The organism is Gordonia sp. LMA167, from assembly GCF_058130025.1.
Genome location: NZ_CM176708.1, coordinates 1025257 through 1047962 on the forward strand (window position 1 = coordinate 1025257; position 22706 = coordinate 1047962).

The 22706-nt window shown below is 68.0% G+C and carries 19 protein-coding genes and 1 pseudogene; 12 read left to right on the forward strand and 8 right to left on the reverse strand.

What is annotated here, in order from left to right; all coding sequences use genetic code 11:
- The first annotated feature begins 16 nt into the window (after positions 1-16).
- From ACVT6V_RS04625 to ACVT6V_RS04635, 3 genes are all read left to right on the forward strand, one after another.
- Positions 17-790, forward strand: a complete 774-nt coding sequence (locus ACVT6V_RS04625; protein WP_489898640.1) for a lysophospholipid acyltransferase family protein — start codon at positions 17-19, stop codon at positions 788-790.
- Positions 787-1644, forward strand: a complete 858-nt coding sequence (locus ACVT6V_RS04630) for an HAD family hydrolase (protein ID WP_489898641.1) — start codon at positions 787-789, stop codon at positions 1642-1644. Before ACVT6V_RS04625 ends, ACVT6V_RS04630 begins: the two co-directional genes overlap by 4 nt.
- 475 nt (positions 1645-2119) lie before the next feature.
- Positions 2120-3712 (forward strand): DUF222 domain-containing protein, encoded by a 1593-nt coding sequence (locus ACVT6V_RS04635; protein WP_489898642.1) that lies wholly within the window; start codon positions 2120-2122, stop codon positions 3710-3712.
- Positions 3713-3716: 4 nt separating this feature from the next.
- Here the strand turns inward: ACVT6V_RS04635 and ACVT6V_RS04640 are convergent, their stop codons facing one another.
- Entirely contained in the window at positions 3717-5081 is a 1365-nt protein-coding gene (locus ACVT6V_RS04640) for a peptidoglycan recognition protein family protein (protein WP_489898643.1), read from the reverse strand.
- A 148-nt stretch (positions 5082-5229) separates the two neighbouring features.
- Complete coding sequence (locus ACVT6V_RS04645; protein WP_489898644.1) at positions 5230-6495, reverse strand: DUF7373 family lipoprotein; 1266 nt, start codon at positions 6493-6495, stop codon at positions 5230-5232.
- Positions 6496-6742: 247 nt separating this feature from the next.
- Here ACVT6V_RS04645 and ACVT6V_RS04650 point away from each other — a divergent pair, with 247 nt between their 5' ends.
- From ACVT6V_RS04650 to ACVT6V_RS04675, 6 genes and pseudogenes are all read left to right on the forward strand, one after another.
- Entirely contained in the window at positions 6743-8551 is a 1809-nt protein-coding gene (locus ACVT6V_RS04650; protein WP_489898645.1) for a dynamin family protein, read from the forward strand.
- Positions 8548-10002 (forward strand): GTPase, encoded by a 1455-nt coding sequence (locus ACVT6V_RS04655; RefSeq protein ID WP_489898646.1) that lies wholly within the window; start codon positions 8548-8550, stop codon positions 10000-10002. Before ACVT6V_RS04650 ends, ACVT6V_RS04655 begins: the two co-directional genes overlap by 4 nt.
- Before the next feature lie 52 nt (positions 10003-10054).
- Positions 10055-11878, forward strand: coding sequence for an Hsp70 family protein (locus tag ACVT6V_RS04660; RefSeq protein ID WP_489898647.1), 1824 nt, complete (start codon positions 10055-10057; stop codon positions 11876-11878).
- Between the two features lie 116 nt (positions 11879-11994).
- A pseudogene (locus ACVT6V_RS04665) lies at positions 11995-13656 on the forward strand (ATP-binding cassette domain-containing protein); the annotation flags it as partial.
- Between the two features lie 252 nt (positions 13657-13908).
- Positions 13909-14652, forward strand: coding sequence for a hypothetical protein (locus ACVT6V_RS04670; RefSeq protein WP_489898648.1), 744 nt, complete (start codon positions 13909-13911; stop codon positions 14650-14652).
- A complete protein-coding gene (locus ACVT6V_RS04675; RefSeq protein WP_489898649.1) occupies positions 14649-15212 on the forward strand; it encodes a hypothetical protein in 564 nt (187 codons plus the stop codon). The genes ACVT6V_RS04670 and ACVT6V_RS04675 overlap by 4 nt, the downstream gene beginning before the upstream one ends.
- A 229-nt stretch (positions 15213-15441) precedes the next feature.
- Here ACVT6V_RS04675 and ACVT6V_RS04680 read toward each other — a convergent pair whose 3' ends face one another.
- Positions 15442-15951, reverse strand: coding sequence for a hypothetical protein (locus ACVT6V_RS04680; RefSeq protein ID WP_489898650.1), 510 nt, complete (start codon positions 15949-15951; stop codon positions 15442-15444).
- A 245-nt stretch (positions 15952-16196) separates the two neighbouring features.
- Here ACVT6V_RS04680 and ACVT6V_RS04685 point away from each other — a divergent pair, with 245 nt between their 5' ends.
- The 3 genes from ACVT6V_RS04685 (at position 16197) to ACVT6V_RS04695 (ending at position 18857) form a co-directional block, all read left to right on the forward strand.
- Entirely contained in the window at positions 16197-16592 is a 396-nt protein-coding gene (locus ACVT6V_RS04685; RefSeq protein ID WP_489898651.1) for a hypothetical protein, read from the forward strand.
- Positions 16593-16610: 18 nt separating this feature from the next.
- Entirely contained in the window at positions 16611-17162 is a 552-nt protein-coding gene (locus ACVT6V_RS04690) for an RNA polymerase sigma factor (RefSeq protein WP_489898652.1), read from the forward strand.
- 159 nt (positions 17163-17321) lie between these two features.
- Positions 17322-18857: a SpoIID/LytB domain-containing protein gene (locus ACVT6V_RS04695; protein ID WP_489898653.1), complete on the forward strand. Its 1536-nt coding sequence runs from the start codon at positions 17322-17324 to the stop codon at positions 18855-18857.
- A gap of 16 nt (positions 18858-18873) precedes the next feature.
- Here ACVT6V_RS04695 and ACVT6V_RS04700 read toward each other — a convergent pair whose 3' ends face one another.
- The 5 genes from ACVT6V_RS04700 to ACVT6V_RS04720 are packed head-to-tail and all read right to left on the reverse strand — an operon-like array spanning position 18874 to position 22701.
- A complete protein-coding gene (locus tag ACVT6V_RS04700) occupies positions 18874-19548 on the reverse strand; it encodes a GAF and ANTAR domain-containing protein (RefSeq protein WP_489898654.1) in 675 nt (224 codons plus the stop codon).
- A gap of 42 nt (positions 19549-19590) precedes the next feature.
- The gene (locus ACVT6V_RS04705) at positions 19591-20229 is read right to left on the reverse strand and encodes a class I SAM-dependent methyltransferase (protein ID WP_489898655.1); all 639 of its coding nucleotides are present in this window, start codon (positions 20227-20229) and stop codon (positions 19591-19593) included.
- Positions 20226-21002, reverse strand: coding sequence for a PIG-L deacetylase family protein (locus ACVT6V_RS04710; protein ID WP_489898656.1), 777 nt, complete (start codon positions 21000-21002; stop codon positions 20226-20228). The genes ACVT6V_RS04705 and ACVT6V_RS04710 overlap by 4 nt, the downstream gene beginning before the upstream one ends.
- The gene (locus ACVT6V_RS04715; RefSeq protein WP_489898657.1) at positions 20999-21955 is read right to left on the reverse strand and encodes an acyl-CoA dehydrogenase family protein; all 957 of its coding nucleotides are present in this window, start codon (positions 21953-21955) and stop codon (positions 20999-21001) included. The genes ACVT6V_RS04710 and ACVT6V_RS04715 overlap by 4 nt, the downstream gene beginning before the upstream one ends.
- Positions 21952-22701 (reverse strand): glycosyltransferase family 2 protein, encoded by a 750-nt coding sequence (locus ACVT6V_RS04720; protein WP_489898658.1) that lies wholly within the window; start codon positions 22699-22701, stop codon positions 21952-21954. The genes ACVT6V_RS04715 and ACVT6V_RS04720 overlap by 4 nt, the downstream gene beginning before the upstream one ends.
- Between the last annotated feature and the right edge of the window lie 5 nt (positions 22702-22706).

The window sequence follows — 22706 nt, forward strand, 5'->3', positions numbered from 1 at the left end:
AGATATTCTTGCCGCTATGGAACCGGTTTACCGGACCCTGGAGGTCATCGCGCACGGCTTGGCACGGGCACAGGCCGTGGACCTGCGGTTCTCGGGACTCGAGAACATTCCGCGGACGGGTGGTGCGGTGCTGGCGGTCAACCACACCGGCTACGTCGACTTCCTGCCGGTGGCGCTCGGACTGTATCGGGCGGGTCGTCGCACGCGGTTCATGATCAAATCCGAGGTGATGGACGTCGCGATCATGCGGTTCCTGGTCAACCACACCAAGACGGTCCCGGTGGACCGGTCGGCGGGCGCCGATGCCTATCGCAGTGCGGTGCGCGAGCTCGTGGACGGGGAGATCGTCGCGGTCTATCCGGAGTCCACGATCAGTCGCAGCTTCGAGCTCAAGGAGTTCAAGACGGGCGCGGTGCGAATGGCCGCGGAGGCGGCGGTACCGATCGTGCCGGCCATCGTGTGGGGCGCGCAGCGGCAGTGGACGAAGACCACCACCGGCAAGCGTCAGATGGGACGCGCCCACATCCCGATCTCGGTCCGCTACGGTGAGCATCTCACCGTGAGTCCGGACGAGGATCCGCACGAAGCCACCGACCGTCTGCGCGATGCGATGACGACCTTGCTGATGGAGGTCCAGGACGCGTACGGGCCGCACCCGGCCGGGGCGTTCTGGGTACCGTCGCGGCTCGGTGGAACCGCACCGACGCCAGAGGAGGCGCATGTGATCGAGGATGCCGAAGCAGCAGCGAAGGCAGCCGCTCGTGCGCAGAAGGCGCAGGGTCGCCGGTGAGCGAATCATTGGCGACAGCAGAAGGTTTCGGCCCTCCGACGCTGATCGCATCGGACGTGGACGGAACGCTCATCGACGACGAGAATCGGGTGTCGCGCCGCACCATCGACGTGCTGGGTGCGGCCGTCGACGCGGGAGCCGAGTTCGTGCTCGCCACCGGACGTCCGCCGCGCTGGATCGCCGAGATCACCGACCAGTTCACCGGCACGGCAGCGCGTGTCCGGTATGCGGTCTGCGCCAACGGCGCCATCCTCTACGACGTCGAACATGATCGGGTGATCTCCGCGGCGACCCTGGAACCGGCCACGCTGGAGAAGCTCGTGGAACGCGCCTACCAGCGGATACCCGGGTGTGGCATTGCCGCCGAGCGGGCCGGTCGGTCGGCCTACGACGCCGCGACCCCGCCGTTCGTCGCGACCTCCGGGTACCGCCACGCCTGGCTCAACCCCGACCACATCGAGGTCGGTGACGACGAGGTGTACACCGACCCGGCGGTGAAACTGCTTGTCCGGCAACCGGATATGCGCAGCGACGAGATGGCTGCACTGCTGAAGGACGCCGTCGGCGACCTTGCCCAGATCACCTTCTCCACCGACAACGGGTTGATCGAGTTGTCGGTGCCAGAGACCCACAAGGCATCGGGGCTGCGGGAGATCATCGGTGTGGCGGGTCTGTCCGCTTCTGCGACCGTGGCATTCGGCGACATGCCCAACGACGTGGAGATGCTCACCTGGGCCGACCACGGGGTGGCCATGAGTCACGGTCACCCGGCTGCGCTCGCCGCCGCCGACGAGATCACCGTCGGGAACAACGACGACGGAGTCGCGCAGGTGCTCGAGCGGTGGTTCGGGTAGCGGCTGTACCGGCAGTCACTCCCCAGGCTGGTCGATCTCGATACGCAGCAGTAAGGGCACCCACGTGACTGGTCGGGGTGCCCCTTTCCGCCGGGGGGGTCGCCGATTCGGGCACGTCCTTTTTCCGGTGGGGGTGCCGTTTCGCTGATTCGGGCACGCCCTTTTCCGGTGGGGGTGCCGTTTCGCTGATTCGGGCGCGCCCCTTTTCGCTGGGGGGTGCCGTTTCGCTGGTCGAGGGCACCGTTTCGCTGGTCGAGTAGCCTCCGAGCCGCTAGGCGAGGATGCGTATCGAGACCCCGATACCCGCCCTGACCTGCGTCGATCATTCTTGTCGGACCGATGTCGTAGATTGGCAACCAGCGAAATCGAAGCAGTGATGTGATGCCGGATCGGCCCTGTAGGGGGTCGGTCACTTTTCAGAGATATGTGGGACGTGTGGTTTCGCCGTGTCCATCTCTCTGAAAGGTGTTGTGTGGTGTCGGGTTCGGGTTCGGGTTGGGCGTTGTCGTCGTGGTGGGGTGAGGCCTCCCCATGGCCCGACCTGGCGCCGATCTTCACCGGCGGTCTGCACGCCGAACAGATCGGCGCCGCCGACACCAACGAGCTGCTCGGGTCGATGGCCGCCACCCAGCGGGGTGTGGCGTATCTGGCCTGGCACAACTATCAGCTGGCCGCCGAACTACACCAGCGTGTGGTCGGTGAACAGCCGCGCCCCGACGATCTGTTGGTGGTCGACGGGTTCGCCGACTGCGCCGCCCGGATCGCGTTGGCGTTGAGTCTGTCCCAGACGACAGCCGAACAGCTGGTGCGTGAGGCACTGGCCCTGCGTGATCGGCTCCCCCAGGTGGCCGAACGGCTGCGCCACGGCCAGATCTCGCCGGTGCGGGTGGCCTCGATCATCGCCCGCACCGACCTCCTCGCCGGGCATGACGCCATGCCCGACGTGGATGCCGAGATCGCCGCCGAACTCGACCTGCATCGCGGGGCGTGGTCGGCCGAACGGCTGCGCGACATGGTCGATCGGATCGTGTTTCGCCACGACCCCGACGCGGTCCGTGAACACCGCCGCCGCGCCCTGGCCCAGCGGCGTATGTGGACCACCCCTCAACCCGACGGCATGGGCCAGATCACCGCCTCGATGGCGGCGGAGAATGTGCGGATCGCCGCCGCCGCCGTCACCGCGTTGGCTGCGGCGGCCTGTGCGCACGATCCGCGCACCACACAGCAACGCGCCTCGGATGCGATGTTCGCGTTGCTGTCCGGAACCCGGTTCGAATGCCGGTGTGGGCGCGAGGACTGCACCGCCCAGATACCGGAACCGGCCACGGTGCCGCCGGTGGACGCGAAGATTGTCATCCATGTCGTGTGCGACGAATCCACCCTGACCGGTGAGGCCGCGCATGCGGGGTGGATGGCCGGGCACGGGGTGATCTCCGATGAGCACGTCCGCGAGTTGGCGGCGCGTCCGGATGCGGTGGTCAAACCTCTGGTGCCCACGGGCACGCCGCGGAATCCGGACGGCACCTACACCCTGCCGGCGCATCTGCCGTCGAACCCGTACCGGCCCTCAACCGCCCTGGACACCTACATCCGGATTCGGGATGGCTACAGCGTGGTGCCCGGCAACGACACCGCGGCGTTCGCTCCGGGGGCTGATGTGGAGCATGTCGCCGAATACGACCACACCCACCCCGCCGCGGGTGGGCAAACCATGCCGGAGAATCTGAACATCAAAGACCGGTTCTTCCACCTCATCAAAACGTTCGGCACCTGGGTCGATGACCAGTACCGCGACCGGTGTGGCCGGTTACGCACCGAGTTCACCACCCCCGAAGGCCTGATCATCGATGGTGACCCCAACACCATGGAACCGTTGTTCCCCGGCCTACTCCGCATCGGATTCGCCACACCCAACCCACCCGGCGCACCGGCGGCCCCGGCGGACGCCCCGACCCCACCACCAACCCCACCCACCCGACCGATCACCCGACTGGCAGCCAAACACAACCGCAGACGACAAGAACGGATGCGCAACCGCCGACGACGCGAGCGCGACGAGACCGACTGATTGCTCAGGCGGCGGGCGGTGCGACCGGTTGCGCCGGTTCCGGCGCGGCCGGCTGCGTGGCGGGCGGCGCGGGCTCCGGGGCCGGCGCACCGCCGGCCATCGCGCGGATCGCGGTCAGTGCGGCGTGCCCGAATTCGCCGGGGCAGCTGGTGTTGTTGTAGTCGCGGTGCCCGCTGATGGCGGGGAGGTTGGTGACGGCACCGGCCGGAAACTTGCTGTCGGTGAACGGTTCCGCGGTGAGCTGCGCACTGCCGAGACCGTTCACCCCGGCCTTGCCGAGCCGCCATCGCAGGAAACTGCCGACCGCGTTGGTCATCGCAGGTGTGGGGGCGACCTGATCGAGGTTGCCGATCATCGACACCCCGACGGTCGACTTGTTGAAGCCGCCGGTGTGCGTGCCCTCGACGTTGCGGTCGAGGCCGCCGAAGGCACCCTCGAAGACTTGACCGTACTTGTCGACCAGGACGTTGTAGCCGATGTCGCACCAGTTCAGGGTGCGTGCGTGGTACGCGTAGATGCCACGTACGATCTCCGCGGACTGCTCCGGGGTGTAGTCGTTGCTCCCCGCGGTGTGATGAACGATCGCACCCCGCACCGCCGGCGAGAACGTCGGCTGCGAACAGCGAATCGATTCGTCGGCGCCCCATTGCGCCCGCGCCACCACTGCGGGCCCGCCCAGTAGGGGTGTCAACAGCGATGATCCGAGCGACAACAACCCCTCCGGACTGATGAGGTTCGCCGACAACGTCGACATCGCGGTGGTGAGAAGCTTGCGGATCACCTCGCTCGCAGTTCCCATCCCCAGCTCGACGAGGTCACCACCGGAAGAATCGGCGGCCGGGATCGCAGCGGGGATCGTCAGGCCCTCGTCGGTCACCGCAACCTGAACTTCCTTGGCATCGCCGACCCACACCGGTTCGGTGCCCATCGGGTGTTCCGGCGATGCCGGACCGGCCGCCTCGACCGGCTCCAGGTCGATCCAGTCACCCCAGGTGTCATCATTCTTCTTGGCGCGCAGCATCATCGACGCATCGACCGGTCGCTCCCAGGTGAATGCGACCATCTTGAGAGGGGTGTCGCGGACGATGTGCTTGACCGCTGCGCCGACCCCTCGGCCGTCCGGTTCGATCTCGGGAAGTCGCACACCCGCGGCCGACAGGCCGGACTCGGCGAGGTCGAGCACCACCGACGGGACGTCGGCGAGCCCCACCTGGTCGATCGAGGTGGGCGGCACCGCGCGATGCCGATCTGTCGGGCGTGGATCGGAACCGGACAGGACCACGGCGAACGGACTCGCGACGATCGCGGCTGCGACCGTCGCCAGCACGACGGAGTGCTTCGGGCGGGCGTTGGGGCGGAAACGGCGCATGGTGTGCCATCGTGGTTGCCTCGACCTCGCTAAGCCCGCAGCGCGCGCCGAAAGGATGTGACTCGTGATGCGGTTGTTATCTGAGGGGCTGGTGTGACCGAGGGCTTGGTCAGCAGGTGGTCCGGTTCGGTGCCACCAGCGCCGCCTCTCAGTTGGCCCCCTGATCCGCCTTCGTCAGGATCACGTACTGCGCCGAGATCTGCTGGTAGGCATCCTCTTTGCTCGTCGAGGCGAGAGCTCCGACGTAGCGGCCCTCCGGGACGATGCAGTAGAACACCTTCCCGCTCTGGCACTTCGCCACGGGCAGTCCCGGCGGACTCGGGATGTCGGTCCAGCCCTGGTTGCGGTTGGACGACAAGAAGGTGTCGACGATCTTGTCCGCACCATCCGGCGTCGTCGCCCGGTAGACGGTCGAGCGCTCGACGGCGTTGGCGGTGGAGCCGACCTCGGTGAGGACGTTGAAGTCGGTCACCGGATCGGTACTGGTGTGCGCCATCCCGCGCGGGCCGTAGACCGCACGGACACTCGCACCCGGCACGTTGCTCTCGGCCTTCTTCAGCTCGGCGTCGGAGTACGGCAGGGCATAGATGAGCACATGATTCTGGTCGACGAGCGGAGCGGACGAGCCGGTGATCCCGCGTGCGGCCGCCTCGGCCTTGGTGGGCGTCGCCGGGAACTGGTCGATGAGCGCGGACTGGAGTCCGAGCGCCTTACGGATCGTCGGCTCGATCTTGTCCTGTTGCGCTGCGGTCGTCTGATACCACTGGTAGAGCACATAGGTCTTGTGCGGGGTGAACGCCATCATCACCTTGCCGTCGGGCGAGTCCCGCGAGATGACGAGGGTGTCCGGAAGCCCGGCCAGCCGGCCGACTTTCGCGCCGCTCTGCGCAGCAGCAGAGTCGGCCATCTGCTGTGCCGCTGCACTGGCGTCCGCCGCCGTCAAGTACCGGACAACCATGTTGTTGATGCTGCGTTTGGTACCGGCGCGCAGACTGTCGTCGGGTGTGGCCGCGGTGGTCACATATCCGCCGATCATCTTCTCGTTGGCAGGCACCTCGGCCGTCTCCTGCGCGAGGACGAGACCCAGATTCCGGCGCCCGGTGATGACCATCGTCGGCAGGATCGATTTGGTGAGGTCCTCGTCGATCTCGAACGGGACCACGATGAACTGGGCCATTCGTTGGCCCTCCACCTGCAGGATGTTGTCTGTGCTCGCCTTGCCGAACGGTGGTCGCGGATCGGTCGGATAGGTGCCGGTGTCCAGCGCGGCCACGTCGATGGAGGGTTCGGCAGCGCTGGTGGCCGCCTTGTTGTGCACCTCGCTCGTCGGCGTGCCGTCGGTGGTGCACGCGGCGATCGCCAAGGCGGCCGCCGCCATCGCCAACCATCGCAGAGTCGTCTGCACACTTGTCATGTGGTCGTTCCCCTCTGGAGCGTCGGCCGGCGAATCGTGGAGCGCCGACCGGTGCGCCGTCCTCTGTAACGTGCTGTCCCCTGTGTGATGCGATGGCCGATGAAAAGGTTCCCGACGCGGCGCGCGGGAACGGACGGGCATTCGGGATGCAGATTAGGGCATGCCCTCGTGCACCGAGCGAATGACCTGGGAGTTTTCGTCTGGGTAGACTACGGGGCCGGTGGATGCCGACAGGGGGAAGTCTTCGATGGGTGAGTCCGCGTCGACCCGGGCGGCCGCCGCGTCCGGTGTGGTGGACGGCGCGGTGAAGGTGCTGCGCGCCTATCAGATGGACACTCTCGCCGACGTCGCGGTGGCCAAGCTGAACCGAGATGTGCAGGAGCGCACGGTGGTCGTCGTGGGAGAAGTCCAGCGCGGCAAGAGCTCCCTGGTCAACGCGTTGGTCGGTCGCCGGGACCTGTGTCCGGTGGGCGTCGACGTCACGTCGTCGGTGACGCTGGGTGTCACGCCGGACCCCGACCTGCCGACCGAGCTGGCCGCCGAACTGTTCCTGCCCACCGGCACCCGGACGATCGACGCGGCCGACCTGGCCCAGTGGGTGACCATCGACGGTGCGCGGGTCCGCGATCCCCACGTGGAGGAGCTGCCGACGGCGGCGGCGCTCGCGGTTCGCGACGCCCGCATGTCGGACGTGACGCTGATCGACACCCCCGGAGTGGGCGGCCTCGACGGAGGTTTGACGCGGCTGGCAGCGCAGACCGCCCAGCAGGCCTGCGTCCTCGTGCTGGTCTGCGATGCGTCGAGCCCGTTGACGGCCCCCGAGATGGCATTCGTGCGCGAGGCGACCACCACCGTGGACTCGGTCGTCGTGGTCGTCACGAAGACGGACAAGAACCTGCGGCGCTGGCGGGAGATCGTCGACGAGAACTCACGCATCCTCGCCGACCAACTGCAGCGGCCGGTGACCGTGCTCGGGGTCTCCAGCCTGCTCGCGGTGATGGCCGCCGAGTCGACCGATCCGGTCGTCCGGGATCGGCTGGAATCAGACAGTGGGATCGCCGCGCTGCGTTCCGAGATCGTCCGGCGCCTCGACGCCGGCGCCGCACTGCCGCAGCTGGATGCGGTGCGCACCTGCCTGGAAGGTCTGCGGTCGGTGCGCACACGGGTCGCCCGCGAACTCGACGCCGTGCGCACCGGCGCGAACGCCCTGCCCGACCTCACCGCCGACGTCGCACGCCTGTCCGATCTGCAGGAGCAGTCGCGGCAGTGGGAGCAGTACCTGGCCCGCGACCTGACCCTGCTGCGGCAGTCGGCGATCGACGACCTGGAGCGTCGTCTCGACGGGGTGCGCGACAAGTGGACGACCTACATCAACACCCACGGCATGCAGGTGCTGCGCCGCAGCGAGCAGAAGTTCACCGCCGACATGCAGGCAGATCTGCAGGTGGCGATGGTCGAAACGTTCTCGGCCTTCCTGCAACGGCTGCACGACGAGATCATCGCGCCACGCTTCGCCGACGACCCGAGCGTCTGGGAGGAGCTGAGCGCGCGGATCGTCACGTCCATGCAGGGCAAGAAGATCGAAGCCCATCAGGTGGGCAACAAACGTCACGGGCTGCTCGACCCGACGCTGCTCACCATGGGAGTGGTCGGCGGGTCGACCCTCGGCGGACTGCTCGGGCTGTCGGCGCTGATGGGCGTCGGAGTGGTGGTGGGCACCGTGTGGGTCGGGGTCAACCTGAGCTTCCGGGCCATCCGTGCCGGCAAGTCGAACCTGCTGAGCTGGCTGCGCGAGACCATCGCAACCACCAAGGCGGCCACCGGCCGGCTGCTGGACGGCGCCGTCGCGCAGTCGCGCCCCGAGATCGTCATCCGCTATCGCGACTATCTCCGGACCAGTATCGAGCACCTGCAGACGACGATTGCCGAGGTGCAGAAGGCGGCCTCGGCCGACGCGGCCGCACGCGAACGCTCGATCCAGCGGTTGACCACCAACCTGGAGATCATCGACAAGCGGATCGCCGCCGCCGACCAGCTGCTGACGGACGGGCGGTGACTGTCGTGCATCCGAATCACGACCCTGTCCACAGCACCCTCGATCGCGGCCTGCATCAGCTGGCCGCACTCGGCGGTGATCTCGTCGGCCACGCCAACGCGATCGGGACGATCCTGTGGTCGCCGCCGCGGGTGGTGATCGTCGGACGGTTGAAAGCGGGTAAATCAACCCTGGTCAACGCGTTGATCGGGGCACCGGTCGCCGAGACGGCCGCGCTTGAGGCCACCAACGCGGTGACCGTCTATCAAGACGGTTCGCCATCGCGCGCGGAGGTCGTCGGGATCGACGGGCGGCGTCATCCGGTGGCGGTTCCACATGACCGGCCGGCCCCGCTGCCCCTGGAGACGCCCGACATCGCGTTCGTGGACCGCTGGCTCCCGTCGGCGGCGTTGCGCCGTCTCACCCTCATCGACACACCCGGATTGTCGACTCTGACCGTCGCCAACGACGCCGCGACGCGACGGGTCATGATCGATGGATTCGAGCAGACCAGAGTCGCATCGATCGACGCCGACGCAGCGGTCTTCCTGTTCGACGCGGCGCCGCGCGCCGACGAGATCGACTTCCTCTCCCGGCTGCCCTTCACACCGCTGAACATGCTCGGAGTGCTCTCGCGCGCCGACTCGTTCGGCGAAGGGGCGTTCGGACGACGTGACCCGCTGACCCACGCCACCGAGCACGCGGCACGGATGGCGGACCGGCTGGCCGCCACCGTGGGCACCGTGGTCCCGCTCTCCGGGTTGATGGCCCAGACCAGTCACACCGGGATGCTGACCGAGCAACTGACGGATGCGCTGGCACGGCTGCGCGGGCTGGGGCCGCTCGACGTCGTCCGGGCCTTCGACGGCGACGGGCCCGACGAATGGACCGGCCAGGTGCCCCCGGCGCTGAGGGTGCAGCTACTCGCGCTGTTGGGTGAGTACGGCGTGCTCAACGGGCGCCAGATCGCGACCGGCGGTGCCGCCGCCCTGAACGCCTGGCTCGTCGAGCGCTCCGGGATCGGCAGGTTCCGCCACGCCCTCGACGCCTCGACCACGCGCTTCGCCGTGCTGCACCGGGCACATCGCATCCTGGCGCGGCTCGATCAACTGGCGTATACGCATCCGGCGCGCGATGAGATCCGGTCCCTGGCCGCGCAGCTGCGATCGTCGCCTTCGTTGCACCCCGTCGCCGTGCTCGAGGATTATCAGCGGATGCTGCGCACCGACCCGCTGGCGGCGATCACCGACGACCTGCGCACCATCCTCACCGCAACATCCCCGCCCGGGCGGGTCGGTCTCCCCGACGACGCGTCACCGCAGCTGGTGGCGACCGAGGCTCGCCGGCGCCTGGCGCTCGTCCAGCAGCGATCGCTGGCGACCAGCTCGGCCGCCGAGGATGCCGCCGTCGTCACGCTCGTTCGCACCTACACCCCGCTGACGGCCAGACAGTCTGACAGCCCGAACTCGTGACAGCCCCGAAATCGTGACCACCCAGCCACCGACACACAGGAACCACCAACCCATGTCCTTCGCCGCCTGGACCCTGGCCATCGACTTCGGCACCTCCAACTCCGCCGCCGCGCACTCGGGCGCGACGAGCGGCGCCATCGAGACGCTCGCGTTGTCGCACGCCGGGAATCTGATGTCGTCGTCGGTGTTCGTCGCAGCTCCCGACCGGATCATCGTCGGTGATGCCGCGGTGGATGCGGCGCAACAGAATCCGGCCGCCTTCGTCGCGTCACCGAAACGCCTGATCGGCGCGGACCCCACCTGCACGGTGAACGGCCACATCATGCCGACCCACGTCCTGGTGTCGGCGGTCATGGGGGCGATCGTCCAGCGCGGCAAGGCGGCCCACGCGGGCGCGCCTCCGGCACAATTGGTCCTGACGCATCCGGAGGCGTGGGCCCATCAGCAGATCCGGGTGTTGATCGACGCGGCAGCCGCGGTCGGCATCCATCCGTCGACCATCACCACCATCTCCGAACCGCGCGCTGCCGCCGCCCACTACTCGCGGTCACACGCGATGCAGCCGGGCGCCAAGATCGCCGTGTTCGATTTCGGTGGCGGCACTCTCGACATCGCCGCGCTCACCGTCACCGCCGACGGCGCCTTCGAGGTGATCGCGGCGCGCGGCGACAACGGTCTGGGCGGCAAGAATCTCGATGCGCTCGTGCAGCGGTGGGTCGAGGAGCGGCTCGGCGAACGCGATCCGGATCTCGTGGCATGGCTGCGCCGTGAGGCACCGGTCGATGTACTGCAGGCCCTGCATGACTCGGTCCGCCGTGGCAAGGAGTTGTTGTCGGAGGCACCGTCGGCGACCATCACCGTGCCCACGCCTGCGGGACGCACGACACTCCAGATCACCCGCGACGAATTCGACGAACTCATCGGCCGAGCCGTCGATCAGGCGATGCAGCTGACGCGGGCGACGCTTCTCGACGCGGGGATCACCCACGCCGGGCAACTGACCGCGCTGTATCTGACCGGCGGTTCCTCCCGGATTCCGCTGATCCAGCAGCGGCTGGGCGATCTCGGGCTGGTGGCGACGCTCGACGACCCGAAAACCGTTGTCGCCCAGGGTGCGTTGCTGACCGCACGCGCCGAGGCGGCGCCGCGCGGGAATCCGGCGTCGGGGTGGCCGGCACCGCCGCACCCGCCGACGCGCGGCCCTGGTCAGCCGGCGCCGGTGCGGGCTCCCGAGTTCACAACGCCGCCCGGCGGGTCACCGCAGCGGCGTCGGCGGTGGGGGCGGATCGCCGCAGTCGCCGTCGCCGTCGTCGCCGTGGTGGGGATCGCTGTCGGCACGATCGCCCTGGTGAACTCGGGGGGCGACGACCCGCCCGTTGGCGCGGCCGCACAGTCGAGCGCGTCGGACACCGCCACGGACGCCGCCGGCGGCCCCACCGGAGTCGTGACGGACGAGGACCAACTGATGGGCCTGCTGCCCGGCCCGCTGCGCGCGTCGGTGACCGATTGCCGCAAACAGGGATTCAGCTCCAACGACGCGCTGAAAGTGATGTGCCGGTTTGCCGAGACCAGTTCACTCGCCGAACTCGCCGGCCCCGAACCACTCTCGTACTTCATGGTGGTCTACGCCGACCCCGCCGAGGCGAAGGAACGCATCGTCAACATCCGCAACGGCGTCTATTCCGCCGGCAAGGGCACGCTCGTCGAGGATCCGCAACGCACCGCGGCCGCGGAGGTCCGTCCACAGTCGTCGGTGAGTGGTGACTACATCGTCGACTACGCCAGTGAGGCGACCGCATTGATCGTCAATGTTTTCGGCGTCGGGTCCGAGGCCGAGGGCCGGACGTTCCTGAGCCGCTCCGGGCTGATCGCTTGACACCGGGCCTGATTGCACGCCGCGGAACATTTCCGGGGCCTGCCGCCGTCTGATCCGGTGAGATCAGACCGCGCACATCTTTCAGGGGGCCCGCCGTGCTCACGATCGGCAACACCGGTGGATTGTCGGTGCGTGGTATCGGCCTGACCGTCGACGGCGGCAAGACCCTGCTGCATGACATCGGTTTCACCGCCACACCGGGGACGCTGACCGCGGTCATCGGTCCTTCCGGCGCCGGGAAATCCACGCTCGCCAGAATCATCTCCGGATCTGCCGCACCCACCACCGGGCACGTCACCTTCGCCGACCGGGACGTGCACGGCGACCACGACGCCATGCGGACCCGGATCGGTGCGGTGCCACAGCAGGATGTGGTGCACCGCAAACTCACACTCCGCCAGGCCTTGGCATTCGCCGCCGAACTCCGCCTACCGCGTGACATGTCCGCGGCGCGGCGGGCGGCCGTTGTGGCCGCCGTACTCGCCGAGCTCCACCTGAGCGACCACCTGGACACCCGTATCGACAAGCTCTCCGGCGGACAACGCAAACGGGCATCGGTGGCGCTCGAGTTGCTCACCGGCCCGTCGCTGCTGATCCTCGACGAGCCCACCTCGGGGCTCGACCCGGCGTTGGACCGGCAGGTGATGGCCACTCTGCGTCGGCTCGCCGATGCCGGGCGGGTCGTGCTGGTGGTCACCCATTCACTGACCCATCTGGCGATGTGCGATCAGGTACTGCTGCTGGCGCCGGGTGGCGTGGTCGCGTTCCACGGCCGCCCTGACGAGCTGGCCGTGGCGATGGGCACCGGGGACTGGGCGGAGATCTTCGCGTTCGTCGCCGCCCATCCGGCGCTCGCCCACCAACGCCATCTCATCCGGGCAGCACCGCGGACCTCGGGGGCATCGCGGAGTGTGGACCGTTCCGGGTTCGTACCGGTTCATGACGGACCCCGACGCAGTGCGATCGGACAGTGCGGCACCATCATCCGACGTCAGGCGCGATTGGTCGCGGCCGATCCGGGATACCTGACCTTTCTCACCGTCATGCCGATCGTGCTGGGGCTGCTCACTCTCGTGATTCCCGGATCGGCCGGCTTCGGTGTCAACAGCGCCGCCGAGACCGCGGGGGAGGCGCTGCAGATCCTGGTGATCCTCGTCGTCGGCGCCACATTCACCGGCACCACTCTCACCATCCGTGATCTGGTGGGCGAACGTGACATCTTCGAGCGTGAGCGAGCGGTCGGGTTGCGACCCGGCGCATACCTGGCCGCGAAGATCGTCGTGTTCTCCGGTATCGCGGCGGCGCAGACCGCGGCCATGGTGGCGATAACGTTTGTCGGCAAGGGAATTCCGGATTCACGTGTGGTCGGCGCGGCTCCCGTCGAGCTGTTCTGCGCCGTTGCCGCACTCGCCGTGGTGAGCGTCATGGTGGGACTGGCTCTTTCGGCCACGGCCCGCTCGACCGAACAGACGATGCCTCCGCTGGTCATCTTGGTGATCACGCAACTCGTGTTCTGCGGCGGTCTGTTTCGGCTGACCGCGCCGGTGCTCGCACAGTTCTCGTGGGTGCTGCCCTCCTACTGGGGCTACGCCGCCGCGGCCGGCGCCGTCGATCTGAGAAGCATCGCACCTCTCGCCCCACAGGTCGACGGTGCGCTGATCTGGTCACCCACACTCCTCAACGCGGTACTCGCTTACAGTGCGCTGCTGCTGATCTCGACGATCCTGGTCACCTACACGATGACGAGGCTGCAGGTCCGCCGCGGTCGGGGACGCTGATGTGGGCTGCGGTGCTAGCATTGCCGGCATGTCGAGTCTGCAGAAAGGCGCATGAGGCGCCCTCGTCGTCTAGTGGTGCGCGTCGTTGAGGTGTCTGTCGGGACTGGAGCGCTGCCACCTTCTCAGGTTGGAGCGGTCACCGAATTTCCGGTGAGTTTCGCTGAGCGTAGCTCGCCGTTTGCCACCCGTGCCGTGCGGGATGTCGAAGTCATGACTGTGCGCGGGGTGCTCGAGCTCGACGACCGAGGGCCTTTGAGTAACCGAATCGTCAACGAACCTTGGGAAGTCGTCGATGAGGCGCCTGCCCACTACCGCGATGTCCAGTGCGCACCACACTTTCACGGAGACAGTCCCACCGCCATCGACGACGGTGAGGGGTGCCGGGACACCGCAACTCTGATCGATCTCGATCTCGATGACGTTGCGCCACAGCCCTTGCGCCCGCGTGTGGTCCCCGGTCACGCTTCCGGCGCCGACGACGGCGCGGTGTGGGTGGGGCCGGTTCTCGACCAACTCGGCCGGCATGCGTGGCCGTTCTTCGCCTGCACCCCGCTGCGCGTGTTCTACGGCCGCGGGTTCGCGGCGGTCGTCCACGACGACCTCACGCTGGGCCCACCCAACAGACTGCCCAAGGAGGTCATCGCCGCAGGCGGTATCGATGACCGAACATGGATTGTCACCTATCGGTCGCGACGGGACACCGATGACCTCTCCACACAGTGGTGGCCTCTACCCGTTCCCGATGATTCGACCACGGTACCGCCGGGCGATCCGCGACTGGCGATTCTCGATCCCGCCACGCTGTCGGCTGAGGTGAGCTGGCCCGTCGAACAGCGCCGCTCCGTCGCCGGCCACGGCGCGGATGTCTGGATCTGCGATCGCAAGAGACTCTCTCGCGCCGACCGTCGTTCGTCGGATCGACCGAGGCGCGTCGACGTCTCCGCACTGATCGCAAGTTCCCTCCCACCCGCGACCGACCCGAGGCCTCGCCGGTGAACGACACCACTGCCGGGAACTACGCACCCAGACCGATGTCGATCCTGGTCGACCACATCGCGATCGAGGACGGGGCGATCGACCCACCCGCAGTCGGAGCCGTGGCATCGTTCCCGCTGCTCTTCATCGAGACGTCGGCGTCCGAACCCGACGCGGTGACGGTCCGCGGTGACCTCGAACCCGCGGATGGGCCGCTCGTCCAGCTCGACGGTGGGACCAACTGGTTCGGGTTACTGCACGGCGACGGATGGACAGCCACCTGGCACGGACGTCGCCGGCTGACCGGGTCGATCGAGACGACCGGCCGGTTCATGGGGGTGATGGACATTCACGCGTCTGGACGAGTGCGGGGACGGGTGAGAACCGTGCGCGTGGTCTCCGTGTACTGGAGACGAGTCGACACCCGAGCACGCTGGGAGCCGGTGACCGGACGCCGCGAGTACCGACAGGTGGACCGTTCACCGCGATGGTTTGCCGACGAGCGCATGTTGACGGACAACCCACCCGCTGTGTCCCGCAGCGAGATCGGTGTCCTGATCACACTTGACCTTGGCGGCTGACCTTGGCGGCGTACCGCCGGGCAGTGCCGGGATATGACTGACAGCAATGCGAATGAGTGTCGATCCCTGCCCGCGGCAAGAGCACCCGACAAAGCGTCCTCCGCCACCGGGCCATCGACATGTTTCCTCGGCCCGTTTCTGTTGGGTGCATCTCTGGGAACTGGTGAATAGGGAACTCCGGCGAATCTTCGGTGGCTCCCGAGGTCAGCGAGAGTTCGAGCGGCCGGCCTCAGAGCACGTTGCTGTGATCGGTTGAGTCGTCCCCGCCGTAGTTGTCGTGCGGGCTGGTGTCGGACCCGTAGCTGTCGTGGGACCCGTAGCTGTCGTGGGAATACGAATCCAAGTGCCCGTCACCATCGGTGTCGGCGGCATAGGCGTCCAGGTGCCCGTCGCCGTCGGTGTCGGCCGCGACGGTGTCGGCCATGCCATCCCGGTTAGTGTCGGCGACAACGGTGTCGGGCCGACCGTCGCCGTCGGAATCCAGGGTGGATGCGACGATGCGGCCGTCCTCGAGCGAGTCGACCCGGGTGATGTCGCCGGTGGCGTCGAGGTGCGTGATCGTGTCGGCCTGACCGTCCTCGTCGGAGTCTTTGGCCACCAGAACGGTCCCGTCCGCGCCGCGCGCCGCCGCCGTGTCGATGGTGCCGTCGCCGTCGGTGTCGGCGGCGACGAGTTCCACATTTCCTGCTTCGTCGTACTGCACGATGACGTCGTGCCCCTGGCTGTCGGTGGTGTGCACGACCCTGTCCTGGTCGGGGGCGGTCGGGGAAGTGGCGTGGTGAGACTGGAACGGGGAACCGGACATGAGGTCGTCCTCTCGGTCGGTGTGAACGTGACACGGATCTGATGCACGCAGGTCGCGAGAATGTTCCCGGCGTTTTTCCCGACGACGAATCGGGAACATCGTGGCGGCCCCGTAGCATCAGATCTGAGAGCGGTCACCATCTGGTGACGGCGAGGAACTCACACCCGGGGGGAGGTCACATGCAGGAGGAGCCGTCGATTCTGGCTTCGCTCGGCATCGACCCCACGACTCTCACACCGCCGCCGGCCGCCGCGTGGGACACCGCGATGCAGGCCGCGTTCGACCCCTCAGCGTCGGCTGATCCCGACACCGTGCCGGACATGGACGACGTGCCGCCGGACGTCGGGGACGGTGGCGATGATGACGTCCTCGACGGCTTGGTCCCCGATGAGCCCGGCCACCAGCACGCCCCGGCGAGCCCCGACGAACCAGTCGCCGATGACGCGTCGGGTTCCGCGGACGTCGATCACGGTGACGACCCGGAACTCGACCTGACCGACCACCACCATGATGCGCCGGGCGGCGACTTTCATGACGGCGGGCACGACTCACACGACGGTCACGTCGATCTCTGAATCGGGTTGGGGGACGTGATGGACGAGGCCGTTCTGCTGATGCGGGCGCGTGAGGGCGACCAGCGCGCCTTCGCCGACCTGGTCGGCGCACACCGCAACCATGTGTGGGCGGTGTGCCTCAACATCTGCGGCAACCCGCATGACGCCGAGGACGCCCTGCAGAACACGCTCGTCGCGGCCTGGCAGAACCTGCACAAGTTCCGCGGCGAGGCGCGTTTCTCCACGTGGCTGCACCGCATCGCCGCCAACAACGCGCTCTCGGTGGTGCGAAGCCGTAAGTCGAACACCACCATCACCGACTTCACCGACCCCGACCAGCAGGTCACGCTGGACGACCCGGACGGCCCGGCGTTCGACGAGCGGGTGGCCCTGCGCGACGCCGTGCGCGACGCATTGGCCCAGTTGCCCGACGACTTCCGCGAGGCGGTCGTGCTCCGCGAGTTCGGCGACCTCACCTACGCCGACATCGCCGTGCACCAGGGCGTCGGCGTGCAGACGGTGAAGTCGCGACTCAACCGCGCCCGCACCCAACTCGCGGAGATCATGGCCGACCACGTCGGGAGTAACTGACCCGCCGCCACCCACTGACAACTCGTGATGCGGTTGTTATCCCCTGGGGTTGTCGTTTTGACCAACTCTTAACTACTGTCACAACAGTCACATCAGCAACATCCTTAACGGGATGGTGTTGTTCCCGATGCTCACGCTCACGGAAGGTCTCGCGAGACGTTGGTCAGAGCACGCCCTCGGCACACCCGGGCCCGATCGCTGTCATTGGCTGCGATCGGGTTCATCCCGGTGCTGCTGGTCGGCGGTCTGGTGGCCGTGGTCGCGCCGACGTTCACCTCCGAGAGGGTCACCCTCTCGGCCGGGTCGGAATTGACGCTGATCGGACACGGCCTCGGGCACGGGCGCGGGATGGGGCAGTGGGGTGCGTACGGCTACGCCCGCAAGGGATGGTCGGCATCTCAGATTTTGCGCCACTATTACGGCGGCACCACCGCGGGGAAGGTGGACAGGCCCGAGATCACGGTCGCTCTGACCGGGAAGAACTCGGTGAATGTGCACGCGGACGCCGGGATGCGAGTCGGTGGCCAAACGGTGGCTCCCGGACAGGCGGTCAGCCTGTCCGGGGCCACGGCCACCATCACCAACGGATGCGGTGGCGGTGTCGTGCGGTCGGTCCCGGCGCAATGGGTCGAACCGATCACCATGGGCCCGAGCCGACCGCCGGGCGAGTTCCTCAGATTCTGCGGTTCCAACCAGGCCTACCGTGGCGCCCTCGGATTCGACGGCGGCCGCGTGGCCAACCGCCTGCACATCGATGACTACGTCAAGGGCGTGATCCCGAAGGAGAGCGTGCCGCAGTGGGCCGACTCCGGCGGTGCCGAGGCGCTCAAGGCGCAGGCGGTGGCGGCGCGGACCTATGCGCTGGCGGCGATCGCCGGCGGCAAGAAGATCGACGACACCCAGAACTCGCAGGTGTATGGCGGTGTGGCCGGCGAGGATCCGCGTACCAATCGCGCCGCCGATGCGACCGCCGGTCAGATCCTGCTGCAGGGTGGCAAACCTGCGTTCACCGAATTCTCTTCGTCCACAGGTGGTTACACGGCGGGCGGACGCTTTCCGGCGGTCCGCGACGACGGCGACTCGGCGTCGCCGAACCACAACTGGACCGCCACGGTCAGCGCCGGCAGCGTCGGTGCCGCGTTCGGCGTCGGGGCCCTGCGCAGCCTCGAGGTGATCGAGGCCAACGGCCTCGGTCCGGAGAGCGGGCGGGCGATCAAGGTCCGCGCGGTCGGGTCGGCGCGCACGGTCGAGGTCAGCGGCGAAGATGCCCGCACCCGGCTGCAGCTGAAGTCGTCGTGGTTCGCCGTGAAGGGACAGGCACTCAAGCCCAAGATCGTCACGCCGCCCACCGGCCCCGACGGCGGTGGGCCGCTCGGCTCGCTGGACCTCGGCAGCCTGATGGAACTCCCAGACCGCCTGCTCCCGGGTTCCTCGCAGCTGCTCAGCGTCGGTACCCAGGCGCTCAACGGCAAGTACGACCAGCTCGGCGGGATCACCGGACCGCTCGGTCAGGCCATCGGCGTCCCGAACCTGACCCCCGACGGCAACGGCGTGGTGCAGCTGTTCCAGCGCGGGCTCATGTTCTTCAGCCAGAACACCGGCGCACACGCGCTGACCGGTCGGGGTCTCGCGGACTATCTGGCGCGTGGCGGACAACCGGTGATCGGTTTCCCGAGGTCCGACCGGCTGGGGTGAGCCCCACGATCGGCTGCTACTCCGGTCCGGCCTCGACGATCCGCTTGGCCACCTCGGCCAGCTTCACGTTGCTGTCCTGCGACAGCCGGGCCAGCAGTCGGAACGCCTCGTCGGCGTTGATGCGGTAGCGCTCCATGATCATCCCCTTCGCCTGACCGATGACGTCGCGGGTGCTGAGCGCGGTGAGCAGTTGCTCCTTCTCCCGAACGGCGGTGAAGGCGGTGGCGCAGTGCGCGGCGAACAGCTGCCCCACCGAGATGGCATCGACATCGAACGCGTGGGTCGTCGTGCTGATCAGGTTGAGCGCGCCGAAATCGTTCCCGTCGATGTAGAGGCAGAAGCAGGCCATCGATCCGATGCCCAACTCCACGGCCGAGGCGGCGAACCGCGGCCACCTCTGCTCGTGACGCATGTCGTCGACCAAAACAGTGGTGTCGTCGATGGCCGAGCGCACGCATGGCCCCTCATGGAGTTCGCGCTGCAGATCGTCGGACTTGCCCGCGAGATCGCCGACCATGACCGGTGTCTCGATCTGACCTCTGGTGACCAGTGTGACGCTGGCGTACTCGGCGCCGGGCACCGAGTCGACCGCGGTCTTGGAGATCTTGCGCAGCACCGCCTCGGTGTCGTTGCTCTCCTCGCGCAACTCGCGAACGATCTCCGCCATCCGGGCTGTCTGATCGAAATTCATACCGACTCCTCCACCACCATCCCCCACCCGAATTCGTACAGCTCAGGGTACGAGATTTTCGCGTGCCGCAATCGATGGGACCGGCTCGCGGGTGAAGAGGTCGAGCCGCAGGTCCTCGTCGCGATAGCCGCCACGATGGTGCAGTGACGAGGCGAGCAGGAAGTCGTGGACGTCGTCGCCGGATCGGGGGTACTCGGACACCTTGCGCCGCCAGTGGACCGCAAGCACCTCGCCATCGGCGCTCAGCGAGCGGTGCAGACGCTCGACCACGGTGTGCAGGTCGGCGGACTGGAGATAGTAGAGCACCTCGCTGAGCACGATCAGGTCGAACTGACCGTCCGGCCAATGGGTCATGATGTCGCCGGTGGTCACCGTCGCGCGACTGCCGACGTGGGCGAGACGCCGCGTCGCGAGTTCGACGGCCCGCGGACTCAGATCCATACACAGCAGGTGGTCGCTGAACATCGCGAGCTCGGAGCTCAGGATGCCGATCGAACACCCCGGTTCGAACACCCGGTGATAGCGCTCGCGGGAGAGGGCGGCGAGGGTCAGCGCGTACTTGCGCCGCTCGTACCAGCGATCGGTGAATCCCCAGGGATCATCGCTGTTCGCATACATCTCGTGAAAGTAGCTGTCGGGCAACGGCCGTGACATCTCACCCGATTCGGATGACCCGGTCATACGAGCACGAACTCCCACGGCCGGATGAGGTGGGCCAGGACGTGCGGCGGTAGGACGGCCTCGTCGGCCGGATCGTCGGACAGCGGGCGAACCTGTGTGTCGAAGGCGTGGATCGCGGCGTGTTTCACCGCGAGTATCGCCGGATCGATGTGATGTGTCCGCATCCGATCCCATGGGACGGCCGGGTCGCCGGGCTCGGCCCAATGCCACATCCAGATCGGATACATCCAGAGCGGGAGGTCGCGCCGACGGGCCACCTCGAGCGCACTGCGCCCGACCGCGTCGTGATCCGGATGACCGTCATGTGACCAGACTGACAGCACCGTGGTCGCCACGTCGGGTTTCTCGTCGATCACGGCCTCGATGATTCCCGCCATCGTGTGATGCGCCTGCTCCAGAGCCCCGTCGGTCAGCCCGAACCACCGGGGCCGGCCGAGCCCCAGCAACTCGGTGGCGGTGTCGAGCTCGACGTGGCGCCGGCCCGCCAGCTGTTCGGGCGACAGCGTCGGGGAGCCGGGATGTGAGGCACGACCGTCGGACATGCAGATGATGACGACCTCCACTCCGGCGGCCGCGGCCGCGGCCATGATGCCGCCGGCGCCGAGGACCTCGTCGTCGGGATGCGCACCCACCACCACGAGGCGTTCGACGTCGACGGTGACCGTCGGCCAGGGACTCGCGGCATCGAACCAGCACTGCCACGCCGCCTCGGGGGTGCCGTCGGAGGCGACCGGGGTCTCCGCCAGGCCGTTTCGGGTGGTCGGTTCGGTCATCGGCACAGTTGTTCCTCCGTCGCGGCCAGTCGACCGAGAGTCACGAGATCGTGGTCGGCGTGGGATTGCCGTAGGTAGATGCCGAGATCGGCGACCGCTTGCGCGTGTTCGCGGCGATGCACCAGCGGTGCGGGGCCCAGCGCACGGTTGACCCGGTCGATGACCGCGGTGGCGATCTGTTCGATCGACCAGCGGACCTGGTGGGCCAACCGCCGTGCGAGAACCTCGTCCTTGGGGGCCATGTCGATCTGGGTCGCGGCGTGTTCGAGGACCGCGTGGCCGTCGGCGAGCAGGGCGTCGACAGCCCCGAGATGCATCATCACCAGGTCGTCGTCGCGGCGTTTGGCGGCCGCCGAGTAGAGGCTGCCCGCCACCTTGCGCGCCCCACCGAGCCAGCACGCCGCCACCCCGACGCCGCCGTGCCAGAATCCGGGTCGATCCAGGTATTCGCCCGGATCCCCGATGGGACGAGCCACGGCCCGATCGAACTGCGCGGTGCCCGTCTCGGTCGCGCGCATACCCGTCGCCACCCAACCTCCGCGTTCCGGACGGACGCCGTTCTGATGCAGATCCACCGCGAACAGTGCGCGTTGATCTCCCTGGCGCGCGGTGACCAGCGCATGAGTGCACGTGATGACCCCGGAGCACCAGGGTTTGGTCCCGGAGAGTTCCCACACCTCACCGCGCTTCTCGGCGATGACCTGCGGCTCGGGTGGCTCGGCGGCCCAGACACCCCAGAACTCGCCGGGGCCGACCCGCTCGCCGACGATCTCGGCGAGGATCGCGTCGGCGTCGAGGTGGGCCTCCACCAGCCGGCCCATCGAGATGTCGCGGTGACACAGATCGGTCAGCACCCGCAACCGCTGCGCCGTCTCACCCCGTGCGGGGAGCGGGACGTCGAGGCCGCTCTCGGTCGCCACGCGGTAGGCGAGGGCGGGGACATCGCAGTTCATCGGATCACCTCCGCCTGCGCCCGCGCCCGTCGGTTGTTCCCCTGACTCACGATCTCGAGTCGATGCAGGTAGGCGGCGAAGCCGGAGTCGGCGCGACCGTCACGTCGGGTCGAGGTCTGCACGGGCGAGCAAGAGCTGCGGTGCACCCGGGCGCCGGCCGACGCCAGGCGCCGGACGAGGTCGACGTCCTCGTCTCCGGTTCGCGCCGCGAACCCCCCGACACGTCGGTAGAGCTCGGCCCGGAAGCCCAGGTTGGCGCCGTGCACGTGGTAGTGGCTTTCGTCGGCGCCATAGCGCTCGGCGAACATGGGTGCCAGCTCGGGTGGCCAGGTGTCCCAGTCCTTGGGCGTGACCGTGCCGACAAAGGCGTCGGCCCCGGCACCGGCGGATGCGAGATGGCACACGATCCAGTCGGGTGGCACCTCGGAATCGGCATCCGTCGTCGCGAACCAGGTGTGCGGGTCGGTGTCGGGATTCAACAGCGCGGCGAATCCGGCGCGGCGCGCGGCGCCGACCGATCGCGCCGCGATGGACATCGTCGCGACGGTCGGCGGAATGAGCCGGGACGATGAGTCGGTACACGCGTCGAGCACCACCATCACCGTGACCTCGACGTTCACCTCGGCGGATGCGGCCTCGAGCGCGGCCAGACAGGCGGGCAGGAGGCGTTCCTCGTCGTGGGCGGGTACCACCACGGCTACGCGCTCGATGGGGGAACGGTCGCGCGGAAGAGAGATTTCGGACACAAGCA

Bases quoted from the DNA above. Each gene is read 5' to 3' on its own strand.
- ACVT6V_RS04625 (WP_489898640.1), top strand. From the start codon at position 17: ATGGAACCGGTTTACCGGACCCTGGAGGTCATCGCGCACGGCTTGGCA.
- ACVT6V_RS04640 (WP_489898643.1), bottom strand. From the start codon at position 5,081: ATGCGCCGTTTCCGCCCCAACGCCCGCCCGAAGCACTCCGTCGTGCTG.
- ACVT6V_RS04645 (WP_489898644.1), bottom strand. From the start codon at position 6,495: ATGACAAGTGTGCAGACGACTCTGCGATGGTTGGCGATGGCGGCGGCC.
- ACVT6V_RS04650 (WP_489898645.1), top strand. From the start codon at position 6,743: ATGGGTGAGTCCGCGTCGACCCGGGCGGCCGCCGCGTCCGGTGTGGTG.
- ACVT6V_RS04660 (WP_489898647.1), top strand. From the start codon at position 10,055: ATGTCCTTCGCCGCCTGGACCCTGGCCATCGACTTCGGCACCTCCAAC.
- ACVT6V_RS04685 (WP_489898651.1), top strand. From the start codon at position 16,197: ATGCAGGAGGAGCCGTCGATTCTGGCTTCGCTCGGCATCGACCCCACG.
- ACVT6V_RS04690 (WP_489898652.1), top strand. From the start codon at position 16,611: ATGGACGAGGCCGTTCTGCTGATGCGGGCGCGTGAGGGCGACCAGCGC.
- ACVT6V_RS04700 (WP_489898654.1), bottom strand. From the start codon at position 19,548: ATGAATTTCGATCAGACAGCCCGGATGGCGGAGATCGTTCGCGAGTTG.
- ACVT6V_RS04705 (WP_489898655.1), bottom strand. From the start codon at position 20,229: ATGACCGGGTCATCCGAATCGGGTGAGATGTCACGGCCGTTGCCCGAC.
- ACVT6V_RS04710 (WP_489898656.1), bottom strand. From the start codon at position 21,002: ATGACCGAACCGACCACCCGAAACGGCCTGGCGGAGACCCCGGTCGCC.
- ACVT6V_RS04715 (WP_489898657.1), bottom strand. From the start codon at position 21,955: ATGAACTGCGATGTCCCCGCCCTCGCCTACCGCGTGGCGACCGAGAGC.